Source organism: Pseudomonas sp. S3E17 (genome assembly GCF_024168685.1).
GTDB classification, from domain to species: domain Bacteria; phylum Pseudomonadota; class Gammaproteobacteria; order Pseudomonadales; family Pseudomonadaceae; genus Aquipseudomonas; species Aquipseudomonas marginalis.
Map to the genome: position 1 here is coordinate 4,274,617 of NZ_JALJWE010000001.1, position 13,250 is coordinate 4,287,866.

The following is a 13,250-nucleotide window of genomic DNA, read 5'->3' on the forward strand; positions in this document are numbered from 1 at the left end:
GTGCCTGTAGCTACGACAGGCTGGCGCGGTAGCTGTTCAGTGGCCAGACAACTAAACCGGCATGCGCCAAGCCTTGGCCATCTCCACAGTGGTGGAACTGGAAGGCGTGCCCCAGGGTTTGTTGCGCGCCCGGTAATTTTCGCTGAGGTCATCAAGCACACGGTTGAACGCGAGTGGCGTAGTGGCCTTGGCCAAGTCTCGGGCTGCGCGCTGTAACAGTTCAACATTGGACGCCGGCTGGCCTGGTCGGAACAACGAGGGGTAGATGACCTCCCGCGTAAAGCTCTCGGCACGTACCGCAATATCGCGCCGTTTCATTTCGGCAACGGCGCAGGTCATGACTTTGGAAGAGGTGTCGCCCTGCTTGGCAGCCATTTGCAGCAACGCCTGGAAATTGTGTTGGCCAGTATCATTCAAGCGCCGTCCCAACCATTCGGTTTTCTCGGGACTGCGGGCAAGTGCATCCAGATTACGAACTGCCGACGACAACTTCGGTGTGAACAGCAAGCTATCATGGGAGTTATCGACCTCAGTAATCGCACGGTCCAGGGCGTGCAGCACCTGCTTCGCTTCTTCTCGAAACATCAGCACGCTGGCTGCGGCCGTGTCTTTCTGCAACGCCGGCTGCACACTGGCCAGTGTTTTATCATCCATCGCAAGCACCGCTTCATCCAGCGTACCGAACGAGTGAGACTCACGCGTCGCGGCACGACGCTGCAGATGCCCCTCCACCGCCTCACGCGCCTTTTCCTGCAGGTGCTGCTTGTACTCATCCTTCATGGTGAAGTTGACCGTACCGCTGAGCAGGCCGCGAAAATCGCCTTTTTCGGTATTCAGTGGCAACGCCAGCGTCTGCTCGGCAAATGCTTCGAGCCTTTTATCCTGGTAAGCCTCGGCGGCCGAGTGGGGTGTTCCTGTGATGCAGTCGGCCAGGCTGCTGATAAAACCGCCACTTTGGGCTGGTGCCCCGACGGCGTCCGACTCGAACTTGATGATCAGCGACTCAGACTTGCTCAGGGGGCTCTCGGGAAACAATCGGTCCACCACGCCTGGCGCTGGTGTATTGAGCAACAGGCCACCGTCCTGAAAGGCCGTGGTTTCAGATGCCATCTGGAAGGCATGCCCTTGTTCCACAGGGCTTTTGAACAGGACGGGCAACGAACCCGAAATACGCGCGGCGCGGGCGATATCCATGTCCGGAGTCAAACTGCTGTTGAACACTACCAACTGTGGGCGCCCACCAAACATGCCAGTCCCCGTGATATTGAGTTGCTTGACCGCTGGAATAGTGCGGCTTAACACCTCAAGGTCGGCAAACGTGGGCGCGCCACCGGCACTGAGCTTGTCAGCAATGCGCATGACTTCGGCGGGCCGGGTTTCTCTGGGAGAGTCGGCAATATGACCAAGAAGCGCCTTGCGCGACTCGTCGCGGATCATGTCCTCCAGCGGAACGGCAGCGGTTTTCAGACGCGGCAGCAGGGTCACCAGCAACTGGGAAATGTTGCCGACCAGGCCCGGCAAGCGCCCCACATGCTTGCCAAGCGTCGAACTGGCTTCCTGCAACCAGGCCGTCACAGAGTCTTTGCTGTTCAGCAGACTGGGCAGATTGATGGTGTCCGACAGCCCATCGAATGCTGCCGCCCCCATGCCACTGGCAATCAAGGCTGCAGAAATCGCGCCGGCAGAGGAACCGGAGATCTCTCGAATGCCTTCCAATTGCCGTGCGTCTTCCAGTGCCTGCACACCTCCCGAGAAGGCGACGCCCTTGGCGCCACCACCACTGAGCACCAAATGCGTGATGGGCGGCGGCGATAACACCACCTCCACCCGCCCTTGAGGATCGCGAAGGAGGGTCAGATTGCGATCGCCGCCACTGTCCACCAACAACGTCTTCGCCGTGTGATCGGCGCTGGCGTTGTCATCTCCATGCAAAGGCGTCTGAACAGGGGTGACCGGATTGAGCACTTTCATGAGCCGACTCTCTCTGCAGGGGTGTAATCCTGAGTGATGAGAGAGCCTGGGAAAGATCCAGCCGGAACAACCCGGCAACAGAAATCAAACGGGTGACATGTAGTTACTCGCGGATGCCATCGTCCTGGAACTGGTCCTTGACGTACTTGATCTCGGTGCGTCCATGAGGGGCGGGCAAACCGTCCTCGCCCAGGTTGACGAAGACCATTTTTTCCACGGTGAGAATGCTTTTGCGGGTGATCTTGTTGCGCACTTCACAGGTGAGGGTGATGGAGGTGCGGCCAAACTCGGTGGCAGTGATCCCGAGTTCGATGATGTCGCCCTGGCGCGAGGCGCTGACAAAGTTGATTTCGGAGATGTACTTGGTCACCACGCGCTGATTGCCCAATTGGACGATGGCGTAGATGGCCGCTTCTTCGTCTATCCAGCGCAGCAGGCTGCCGCCGAACAGGGTGCCGTTGGGGTTGAGGTCTTCGGGTTTTACCCATTTGCGGGTGTGGAAGTTCATGGTCACTCCAAAGCGTCTTGCCGAATGATGGGCAACATCATGGCAGAGCCTGCCCCCAAGCTCTATGCGCCATTGCCTATCAACCTCATGTGCGATCTTCATATGACCGACAGAAAGGCTTGGGAAGTGCCGCGTACGCGGCTATAATCGCACCGCTTCAAAACGGTCATCTTCAGTTGATACCGTTTCTCCCGCCACCTGTCCGAGGGGCGCTGCAGCAGGTTCAACCTGTCAGGCTCGGATGGGGCGTTGTCCGGCCTGGTTGCCCTGGCCTGATACTAAACGCACAACGGCGCCCATTCGCACACTACGAATGGAGGCTCTTCATGAGCGCTGTAATTACGCCTGCAGATTTCAACGACTACAAAGTCGCCGACATGTCCCTCGCCGCCTGGGGCCGTCGCGAAACCTTTATCGCCGAATCCGAAATGCCAGCCCTGATGGGCCTGCGTCGCAAGTATGCCGCCGAGCAACCGCTCAAGGGCGCGAAGATCCTCGGCTGCATCCACATGACCATCCAGACCGCCGTGCTGATCGAAACCCTGGTTGCCCTGGGTGCCGAAGTGCGTTGGTCGTCCTGCAACATCTTCTCGACGCAAGACCAGGCCGCTGCCGCCATCGCCGCCGCCGGTATCCCGGTATTCGCCTGGAAAGGCGAGACCGAAGAAGAGTACGAGTGGTGCCTGGAGCAAACCATCCTGAAGGATGGCGCGCCTTGGGATGCCAACATGATCCTCGACGACGGCGGCGACCTGACCGAGCTGCTGCACAAGAAGTACCCGCAGATCCTCGACCGCGTCCACGGCGTGACCGAAGAAACCACCACCGGCGTGCACCGCCTGCTGGACATGCTGGCCAAGGGCGAGCTGAAAATCCCGGCCATCAACGTCAACGACTCGGTGACCAAGAGCAAGAACGACAACAAGTACGGCTGCCGTCACAGCCTGAACGATGCCATCAAGCGCGGCACCGACCACCTGCTGTCGGGCAAGCAAGCCCTGGTGATCGGCTACGGTGACGTGGGCAAGGGTTCGTCCCAATCCCTGCGCCAGGAAGGCATGATCGTTAAAGTCTCCGAAGTCGACCCGATCTGCGCCATGCAAGCCTGCATGGACGGTTTCGAAGTGGTGTCGCCGTTCCTCGACGGCGTCAATGACGGCACCGAAGCCAGTATCGACAAGGCCCTGCTGGGCAAGATCGACCTGATCGTGACCACCACCGGTAACGTCAACGTCTGCGATGCCAACATGCTCAAGGCCCTGAAGAAGCGCGCCGTGGTGTGCAACATCGGTCACTTCGACAACGAGATCGACACCGCTTTCATGCGCAAGAACTGGGCATGGGAAGAAGTGAAGCCGCAGGTACACAAGGTTCACCGTACCGGCGCTGGCGATTTCGACCCACAGAACGACGACTACCTGATCCTGCTGGCTGAAGGCCGCCTGGTTAACCTGGGCAACGCCACCGGCCACCCAAGCCGCATCATGGACGGCTCGTTCGCCAACCAGGTACTGGCCCAGATCTTCCTGTTCGGCCAGAAATACGCCGACCTGTCGCCAGCCCAGAAAGCCGAGCGCCTGACCGTGGAAGTACTGCCGAAGAAACTCGACGAAGAAGTGGCCCTGGAAATGGTCCGCGGCTTCGGCGGCGTGGTGACTCAGCTGACCAAGACCCAGGCCGACTACATCGGCGTGACCGTCGAAGGTCCGTTCAAGCCGCACGCTTATCGCTACTAAGTAATCAGCCCAACCTGCTCTACCTGTAGGAGCGAGCTTGCTCGCGAAAAACTCAAGGACACCGCGTACATCCTGTTTCTACGCGTTATCGTTGACGTTCTTCGCGAGCAAGCTCGCTCCTACAGTGCAGATGGGTTGCACAGTCGGCTTCTGAGTTTCAAAGGGTATGACCATGTCCCAAGACCGTCGCTACAGCTTCGAGTTCTTCCCCACCAAGACCGATGCTGGACATGAAAAACTAATGGCGACTGCCAAGCAGTTGGCCACTTACCACCCCGACTTCTTCTCCTGCACCTACGGCGCCGGCGGCTCGACCCGCGATCGTACGATCAACACCGTCTTGCAGCTTGAAAGCGAAGTCAACATTCCCGCCGCTCCGCATTTGTCCTGCGTGGGCGACAGCAAGGCCGACCTGCGCGGCCTGCTCACTCAATACAAGGCCGCCGGCATCAAGCGCATCGTTGCCCTGCGTGGCGACTTGCCGTCCGGCATGGGCATGGCCAGCGGTGAGCTGCGCTACGCCAATGACCTGGTGAGCTTCATTCGTGAAGAAAGCGGCGATCACTTCCATATCGAAGTGGCCGCTTACCCGGAGATGCACCCCCAGGCGCGCAATTTCGAAGACGATCTGCAGAATTTCGTACGCAAGGCCAACGCCGGCGCCGACAGCGCGATCACTCAGTACTTCTTCAACGCCGACAGCTACTTCTACTTCGTCGAGCGTGTACGCGCCATGGGCGTGAACATCCCGATCGTGCCGGGCATCATGCCAATCACCAACTACAGCAAGCTGGCGCGCTTCTCCGACGCCTGCGGTGCTGAGATCCCACGTTGGGTGCGCAAGCAACTGGAAGCCTATGGCGACGACGTCAAGAGCATCCAGGCGTTCGGCGAACAGGTGATCAGCAATATGTGTGAAGAATTGTTGCAAGGTGGCGCACCAGGCCTGCATTTCTATACCCTGAACCAGGCTGAACCAAGCCTCGCGATCTGGAACAACCTTAAACTGCCACGTTAGGCCGGTTTAATCGCTGTACCCGGCCCTCGTTATTACGGGGGTTTTTTTCGTCTATATATCCCCGGAAAGGAAGCCTGCAGTACATGAATACAGCGTCCCCGACTCCCCGCCCGCAACTGGTGTACCTGGTATTCGGCGCCGAGACCTATCATCAGGAAGCCGTATTCAGCATCGCCAGCGCCCTGGCCCACCTGGGCGGTCCCCAGGACATGCCATTGGACATCCAGGTGTTCAGCGACAATCCGGCCCCCTATCGCGGCTTGCCGGTACAGGTTCACACGCTGGACGACGCCACGCGCAGACGCTGGAGCGAGCCCCACGGCTACCATTTCCGCACCAAGCACGTGCTGTTGCGCCAGGTGTTGGAAACAGCGGAACGGGCGCTGTTGATCGACACCGACACCTTTTTCCACGACTCACCCATGGCGCTGTTCGAACGCGTCGCGCCCGGTACCGTGCTGTGCAATGCCTTCCACGCCAAGTACGGCGACAACCGCGAAAGCGTGCTGTATGAAGCCCTGGCCAGGCACCTTGAAGACAAAGGCCTGGCCGACGATGACATGTGGCTGCTCAACTCCGGCGTCATGGGCCTGACCCGGCAAGACGCGCACATCCTTGATCGCTCGATCGAGTTGATGGACGAGCTGTTCCCGATGGCCCACGGTGCCTACACCTTGGAAGAGTTCTGCCTGTCGGTGGCCGCGTACCGTACGCTCAACGTGCGCCAGTGCCCCGACCTGATCCACCACTACTGGAGCCGCAAGCAGTTGTTCCGGGCCAAGGTCAAGGCGTGGGTCACCAAGCACGCCGCGAACCCCATCTGCGCCCAGGCCCTGGCCGACACCCGCAATGTGTCTGCCCACCTGCCCCGCCCGCCACGGTTGCAGCGCTTGATGTACAAGCTAATCACCCTGGCCTTGCCCAAACGCAAGCAGCAGTTCATCCGCGAAATTCTCTACGGCTGCTACGAGCACGAGAATGAATTCGACCAGGCCTGTGGCCCGGTTTGGTGGGACAAGGCCCGGCAGAATCAGGAAGAGCGGCAAAAAGGCCCGGTCGATGCGCATCAGCTCGAACATTGGTTCGCCAACCCAGTGGTGCGCCTGATTCTGGGCGAGCGACGTGCAGCCATCTATGAACACCTGATGACCTCACCCCCAAAATAGCGTCGCCCGCAGATGCGTGTGCCAGCGCTTCTCTTTAGCGCACGAGCATCGTAACCTCGGGGCATGCCCGTCATTCTGAAGCTGTTGACCGTTACGCTTTTTACTTGCTTGAGCCTCGCCGCTTATGGCGAGAAATTGCGCATTGTCACCGAGCCCTGGGCGCCTTATGTGTACGAAGAGCACGGCACCATGCACGGGCTGGACTACGAAACCACGGTGATCGTGTTCCAGCGCCTGGGGGTCGAGGTGCAATGGCAGTTCCTGCCCTGGAAGCGCTGTCTGGCCATGCTCGATCAGGGTCATGCCGATGGCGCACTGGATATTTTCCACAGCCACGAACGCGACGCCCTGCTGCTGTACCCGAGTGAACCGTTGTCGGAAGTGGAGTTCGTGATGTTCTACGCCAACGAACGCCCTCACCCGGTCCAAGGCCTCGACGAGCTGGACGGCCTCACTGTCGGCACGTCGCCAGGCTATCTGTATGGCGCGCCATTCAGCGACTCCACCCGGTTCAGCCGCGAGCCGGCCCCCAGCCACGAGGCCAACTTCGGTAAATTGCTGCTGGGACGCATCGACCTGCTGATCACCGACCGCCGGGTTGGCCAGCATGTGATCAAGGCCCTGGGCCTGGAAGGCAAGGTCAGCCAGGCGCCCATCGTGGTCAGCCGCCAGCAGCAATACCTCGCCGTACGCCGTGGCGCGGGGATGGACCTGCTGGTGCAACGCTTTGCCGCCGAGCTCAAGCGCTTCAAACAGGAACCGGCCTACGCCGCTTTAAGCGCCAAATATGGTGGAATCCACGCCATAACCGCGTCCGGACACACCGTTGAGCAGCAGGAAAGCGGCGCACAGTGATTGCTCTGTTATACTCCGGCCTTTCCGCCAGGCTTACGCCCGGCCGCTGAGGTCCTGAAAAAGGCACCCAACCCCGCTACTGCGCAGCTTTCAGCCCGCGCGAGCCGGTGGAGTGCCCGCCAGACGCAGCAGGACCGGACGGGATTGCGCTCCCCTAAGCGCCATTCACGCCCGGCAAGATTATCCCTCTGGGCCAAGCCCTAACTAAAACAGGATTACTCATGTCCTTTGCTTCCCTCGGTCTCTCCGAGGCTTTAGTCCGCGCCATCGAGGCAGCGGGCTATACCGAGCCTACTCCGGTGCAACAGCGGGCTATTCCCGCCGTGTTGCAAGGTCGCGACCTGATGGTTGCGGCTCAGACAGGTACGGGTAAAACCGGCGGCTTCGCCCTCCCGATTCTGGAGCGGTTGTTCCCCAACGGTCATCCGGACAAATCCCAGCGTCACGGCCCGCGCCAACCGCGCGTACTGGTCCTGACCCCTACCCGCGAACTCGCCGCGCAGGTGCACGACAGCTTCAAGCTGTATGCCCGCGACCTGAAGTTCGTCAGCGCCTGTATCTTCGGCGGCGTCGGCATGAACCCACAGGTTCAGGCCATGTCCCGTGGTGTTGACGTGCTGGTGGCGTGCCCCGGTCGTTTGCTCGACCTGTGCGGCCAAGGCAGTGTCGATTTGTCCCACGTGGAAATCCTCGTGCTGGACGAAGCCGACCGCATGCTCGACATGGGCTTTGTCCATGACGTGAAGAAGGTCCTCGCCCGCCTGCCGGCCAAACGTCAGAACCTGCTGTTCTCGGCAACGTTCTCCAACGACATCACCGCCCTCGCCGGCAAGCTGCTGCACAACCCGGAGCGCATCGAAGTCACGCCGCCGAACACCACGGTCGAGCGTATCGAGCAACGCGTATTCCGCCTGGCCGCCAGCCACAAGCGTTCATTGCTGGCGCACCTGATCACCGCCGGCGCCTGGGAACAGGTACTGGTGTTCACCCGCACCAAGCACGGCGCGAACCGCCTGGCCGAGTACCTGGACAAGCACGGCCTCACCGCCGTCGCCATCCACGGCAACAAGAGCCAGAACGCACGCACCAAGGCCCTGGCCGACTTCAAGGCCGGTGAAGTGCGCATCCTGGTGGCCACCGATATCGCCGCCCGCGGCCTGGACATCGACCAGTTGCCACACGTGGTCAACTTCGAGCTGCCAAACGTCGACGAAGACTATGTGCACCGTATCGGCCGTACCGGCCGTGCCGGGCGTTCGGGTGAAGCCATTTCCCTGGTTGCCCCGGACGAAGAGAAACTGCTGAAAAGCATCGAACGCATGACCAAGCAGAAAATCGCCGATGGCGACCTGATGGGCTTCGATGCCAGCGCCGTTGAGGCCGAGAAGCCTGAAGTGCGCGAGCGTCCGGACGTGCGCAACCCACGTAACCCACGCGGTCCGAAGGGCGATGGCCCGAACGGCGGCGGTGGTGGCGGTGGTCGTCGCGACAAGGGCAAGGACAAAGGCGGCAAGGACAAGGCGCCAACCAACGGCCGTGGCGAACGCCCGGCCCGTGAGCAGAAGCCCCGTGAAGGCACCCCGGCCCGCGAACAGCGCCAGCCGAGCCAGCCCCCACGTGCCGCAGCCGACCGCGCCCCGGACGAATTCCTCGACGACGACGTGGACAACTTCGGTAACCGCGTGGACTACGTGCCCCAGGCCAAACCGGCCCAGGGCCGCGGCCGTCGTCCAGGTGCTCCGGCACAGGGCGCAGGCGCCGGCGCTCCACGTGGCGGCCAGCCTCAGGGCGGTCGTCAGAACGGCCCGCGCAACAGCAGCGGCGGCACGACCGGCACCCCGCCGGCCAAGCGCAGCGGCCCACGTAATGGTGCACCACGTGACGGCCAGGCGCGTCGCGAAGATTCGCGCAGCAACAACCGCCGCCCGGCCCGTGACGACCAGCCGCGTTTGTCCGAGCCGGCCGTGCAGAACCCGCGCGGTGGCCCGGCGCCGAAGATCATCCACAAGGAGTCGAAAGCCGACCGCTTCCCGACACCCGAGCAGCTGGATCAACTGCCAGGCCGTCCGCGTGGTGAAAAACCGGCATTGCTGACCCGCAACCGCTGAGTTTCAAAGCGCCATGAAAAATGCCCCGCATCGAAAGATGCGGGGCATTTTTTATCTCCTCCCGACACGTTCCCTGAGATGAGCGAACTGGTTGTGGTGAGCGAGCTTGCTCGCGCTGGGCTGCGCAGCAGCCCCAACACCTGTCACCGTGTTCTGCCAGAAGAATCATGGTGTATCTGATTAGGGCCGCTTCGCGCCCCAGCGCGAGCAAGCTCGCTCACTACAGGAAATACAGGCCAAAAAAAACCGGATCCTGAGATCCGGTTTTTTGTGTGCGGGCAGAAATTACTTCTGCTTGACGCCTTCCAGCGAGATGTCCAAATCGACGGTCTGGGAAGTCGGGCCTGGGCCCTTGATGCCGAAGTCGTTCAGGTTCAGCGTGGTCTTGGCGTTGAAGCCGGCACGTTCGCCGCCCCATGGATCCTTGCCTTCACCGTTGAACGTGGCCTTGAAGGTCACAGGCTTGGTCACGCCGTGGAAGGTCAGGTCGCCGGTCACATCAGCGGTTTTCTCACCGGTGGATTTAACCGCAGTGGAGACGAACTTGGCATCGGCGAACTTGCCGACATCCAGGAAGTCCTTGCTGGCGATGTGCTTGTCACGTTCGGCGTGGTTGGACCACAGGCTGGCGGTTTTCACGTCGACCGAGATTTTGCTGGCTTCAGGCTTGGCGGCATCCCAGCTGAACGTACCATCCCAGTCCTTGAAGGTACCGTGGATGTAGCTGTAGCCCAGGTGGCTGATTTTCCAGTCGATGAAGGCGTGCTGGCCTTCCTTGTCGATCTTGTAGTCGGCAGCCATCACCTGACCTGCAGACAGCAGCGCTGTACCGATTGCCAGAGCGGCGAGGGTCTTTTTCAACATGCTTTCTATTCCTTGTGAGTCGAGGTTGAACATCAGGCTTTGCGCCCCAGCATTCGCGTGAGGGTCGCATCACGGTCGATAAAGTGGTGTTTCAACGCAGCCACGCCGTGCAGGCCGGCGAAGACCACCAACACCCAGGCGAGGTACAGGTGCACCACGCCGGCTGTGTCTGCCTGGTCCGGTAGACCGGAAACCACGGCAGGAATTTCGAACAGGCCAAACACCGGGATACCGACACCGTCTGCGGTGGAAATCAGGTAACCGGCGATCATCACGGCAAACAGCCCGAGATAAAGGAACGCGTGGCCAAACGCGGCACCGATACGGGTCAAGCGGCTGTAACTGGCCAGCGGCGGAGGCGGCGGGCTGATCAGGCGCCAGACAATACGCACCAGCATGATGGCAAACAGCGTGATGCCGATGCTCTTGTGCAGGTCCGGTGCGTCCTTGCGCCAGGCGCTGTAATAGTCCAAACCCACCATCCACAAGCCCAGGGCGAACAGGCCGAACACCACCAGGGCCACGCCCCAGTGCAAAACCATACTGACCCAGCCGTAACGGGCCGGTGAGTTACGTAGCTGCATGTACTTAATCCCGTAAGAGCTGCGCCCAAGACTAGCGATTTACCTATCGAATTAAAGCGGAAAATTTCGCTTTGAAATATCGAGAAATACGATCTGGAGCCTATGCACAATAAGTTAACCAAGGATTAAGGACTATTCCTAAGAAACGTGACAGTCCGTCCTACGTTTACTCCGAATTCCCCACAATGGCTTGTGACCCGGGCCACCATTGCATAGGCTTGCGCGATTGTTTCACCTGCGCCGTTCGCAGGACCGCTTCGAGGAGATCACCGATGGGCTTGAACAACCAGTGGATGCAACGCGACCTCGCGGTGCTGTGGCATCCCTGCACCCAGATGAAAGACCACCAGCAACTGCCTCTGATCCCGATCAAACGCGGTGAAGGCGTCTGGCTGGAAGACTTCGAAGGCAAGCGCTACCTCGACGCCGTCAGCTCCTGGTGGGTCAACGTGTTCGGCCACGCCAACCCGCGCATCAACCAGCGCATCAAGGACCAGGTCGACCAGCTGGAACACGTGATCCTCGCCGGTTTCAGCCACCAACCGGTGATCGAGCTGTCCGAGCGCCTGGTCAAGATGACCCCCGAAGGCCTGACCCGCTGCTTCTATGCCGATAACGGTTCGTCGTGCATCGAAGTCGCGCTGAAGATGAGTTTTCACTATTGGCTCAACCGTGGCCTGCCGAATAAAAAGCGCTTCGTGACCCTGACCAACAGCTACCACGGCGAAACCATCGCCGCGATGTCGGTGGGCGACGTGCCGCTGTTTACCGAGACCTACAAGGCGCTGCTGCTGGACACCATCAAGGTGCCGAGCCCGGATTGCTACCTGCGCCCCGAGGGCATGAGCTGGGAAGAACACTCGCGCACGATGTTCCTGGCCATGGAACAGACCCTGGCCGAGCACCACGACAGCGTCGCCGCCGTGATCGTCGAGCCGCTGATCCAGGGCGCCGGCGGCATGCGCATGTACCACCCGGTGTACCTCAAGCTGCTGCGCGAGGCCTGCGACCGCTATGGCGTGCACCTGATCCACGATGAAATCGCCGTGGGCTTCGGCCGCACCGGGACCCTGTTCGCCTGTGAACAGGCCGGCATCCGCCCGGACTTCCTGTGTTTGTCCAAGGCCCTGACCGGCGGCTACCTGCCGTTGGCCGCCGTGGTCACCACCGATGACGTCTACGACGCGTTCTACGACGACTACCCGACCCTGCGCGCCTTCCTGCACTCCCACAGCTACACCGGCAACCCGCTGGCGTGCGCGGCGGCCCTGGCGACCCTGGATATTTTCGAAGAAGACAACGTCATCGAAAACAACAAGGCCCTGGCCCGGCGCATGGCCACGGCAACGGCCCATCTGGTCGACCATCCGCACGTCTCGGAAGTACGCCAGACCGGCATGGTGCTGGCCATCGAGATGGTCCAGGACAAGGCCACCAAGACCCCTTACCCGTGGCAGGAACGCCGTGGCCTCAAGGTGTTCGAACATGCCCTGGAACGCGGCGCGCTGTTACGGCCGTTGGGCAGCGTGGTGTATTTCCTGCCGCCCTATGTGATTACACCGGAGCAGATCGACTTCCTCGCCGAAGTCGCCAGCGAAGGCATCGATATCGCCACCAACAGTAAAGTCAGCGTGGCGGTGCCGAAGGATTTCCACCCTGGTTTCCGCGATCCGGGTTGATTGTCGGCATACCTACACCTTTTTCCAGAGAACCGACATGAGACTGTCCCGCTTTTTCACCGACACCCCGCTGAGCCTCGGCGATCACGAACTGCCCGAAGCCCAGGCGCACTACATCAGCCGCGTGCTGCGCATGGGCGAAGGTGACGCCGTGCAATTGTTCGACGGCTCCGGCCAGGAATTCCTGGGCAGCCTGCTGGAAGTCGGGAAGAAACGCGTCACCGTGCAACTGACCGAAAGCTTCGCCGGCCAGGCCGAATCGCCGCTGCACACCCACCTCGGCCAGGGCCTGTCCCGGGGCGAGCGCATGGATTGGGCGATTCAGAAAGCCACCGAACTGGGCGTCAACGCCATCACGCCGATCTTCAGCGACCGCTGCGAAGTGCGCCTGAAGGACGAACGCGCCGACAAACGCCTGCTGCACTGGCGCCAGGTGGCGATCAGCGCGTGCGAGCAGTGCGGGCGTTCGACGGTGCCGGTGATTCACCCGCCGTTGCTGCTGGCGGACTGGTTGAAGCAGGTCGAGGCGGACCTGAAACTGGTGCTGCACCCGGTGGCCGAGCCGATGGTCAGCCATGCCAAGCCTGCGAGCCTGGCGTTCCTGATCGGGCCCGAGGGTGGATTGACGGATGGGGAAGTCGAAGCGGCCCAAGGCGCCGGCTTCCACGCCGCCCGCCTCGGCCCGCGTGTGTTGCGCACCGAGACTGCGCCCGTCGTCGCGTTGGCGGTTGCCCAACAACTCTGGGGCGACTTCTAAATGT

Annotated in this window: 11 protein-coding genes and 1 riboswitch; of the genes, 7 read left to right on the forward strand and 4 right to left on the reverse strand. The window is 61.1% G+C overall.

Annotated features, from left to right (window positions below):
* Positions 1-51 precede the first annotated feature (51 nt).
* Both J3D60_RS19260 and J3D60_RS19265 read right to left on the reverse strand, forming a co-directional pair.
* A complete protein-coding gene (locus tag J3D60_RS19260; RefSeq protein ID WP_253492444.1) occupies positions 52-1,971 on the reverse strand; it encodes a patatin-like phospholipase family protein in 1,920 nt (639 codons plus the stop codon).
* Between the two features lie 103 nt (positions 1,972-2,074).
* Complete coding sequence (locus J3D60_RS19265; protein WP_065938148.1) at positions 2,075-2,479, reverse strand: acyl-CoA thioesterase; 405 nt, start codon at positions 2,477-2,479, stop codon at positions 2,075-2,077.
* Positions 2,480-2,677: 198 nt separating this feature from the next.
* Positions 2,678-2,784, forward strand: a riboswitch (S-adenosyl-L-homocysteine riboswitch).
* 21 nt (positions 2,785-2,805) lie between these two features.
* Here J3D60_RS19265 and ahcY point away from each other — a divergent pair.
* From ahcY to J3D60_RS19290, 5 genes are all read left to right on the forward strand, one after another.
* On the forward strand, positions 2,806-4,215 hold the full coding sequence (gene ahcY, locus J3D60_RS19270; protein ID WP_065938147.1) for an adenosylhomocysteinase: 1,410 nt from the start codon (positions 2,806-2,808) through the stop codon (positions 4,213-4,215).
* 172 nt (positions 4,216-4,387) lie between these two features.
* The gene (metF, locus tag J3D60_RS19275; protein WP_065938146.1) at positions 4,388-5,233 is read left to right on the forward strand and encodes a methylenetetrahydrofolate reductase [NAD(P)H]; all 846 of its coding nucleotides are present in this window, start codon (positions 4,388-4,390) and stop codon (positions 5,231-5,233) included.
* A gap of 83 nt (positions 5,234-5,316) precedes the next feature.
* On the forward strand, positions 5,317-6,399 hold the full coding sequence (locus J3D60_RS19280; RefSeq protein WP_253492445.1) for a hypothetical protein: 1,083 nt from the start codon (positions 5,317-5,319) through the stop codon (positions 6,397-6,399).
* 63 nt (positions 6,400-6,462) lie between these two features.
* The gene (locus tag J3D60_RS19285) at positions 6,463-7,254 is read left to right on the forward strand and encodes an ABC transporter substrate-binding protein (RefSeq protein ID WP_065938144.1); all 792 of its coding nucleotides are present in this window, start codon (positions 6,463-6,465) and stop codon (positions 7,252-7,254) included.
* Between the two features lie 221 nt (positions 7,255-7,475).
* Positions 7,476-9,362, forward strand: a complete 1,887-nt coding sequence (locus J3D60_RS19290; protein ID WP_253492446.1) for a DEAD/DEAH box helicase — start codon at positions 7,476-7,478, stop codon at positions 9,360-9,362.
* A gap of 285 nt (positions 9,363-9,647) precedes the next feature.
* Here the strand turns inward: J3D60_RS19290 and J3D60_RS19295 are convergent, their stop codons facing one another.
* Complete coding sequence (locus J3D60_RS19295) at positions 9,648-10,226, reverse strand: YceI family protein (RefSeq protein WP_253492448.1); 579 nt, start codon at positions 10,224-10,226, stop codon at positions 9,648-9,650.
* A gap of 32 nt (positions 10,227-10,258) precedes the next feature.
* On the reverse strand, positions 10,259-10,810 hold the full coding sequence (locus tag J3D60_RS19300) for a cytochrome b (protein ID WP_027606058.1): 552 nt from the start codon (positions 10,808-10,810) through the stop codon (positions 10,259-10,261).
* A gap of 272 nt (positions 10,811-11,082) precedes the next feature.
* Between J3D60_RS19300 and J3D60_RS19305 the strand changes: the two genes are divergently transcribed.
* Together J3D60_RS19305 and J3D60_RS19310 are read left to right on the forward strand one after the other, a co-directional pair.
* Positions 11,083-12,489: an adenosylmethionine--8-amino-7-oxononanoate transaminase gene (locus J3D60_RS19305; protein WP_253492449.1), complete on the forward strand. Its 1,407-nt coding sequence runs from the start codon at positions 11,083-11,085 to the stop codon at positions 12,487-12,489.
* A 37-nt stretch (positions 12,490-12,526) separates the two neighbouring features.
* Positions 12,527-13,246, forward strand: a complete 720-nt coding sequence (locus J3D60_RS19310) for a 16S rRNA (uracil(1498)-N(3))-methyltransferase (RefSeq protein ID WP_253492450.1) — start codon at positions 12,527-12,529, stop codon at positions 13,244-13,246.
* The last annotated feature ends 4 nt before the right edge of the window (positions 13,247-13,250 follow it).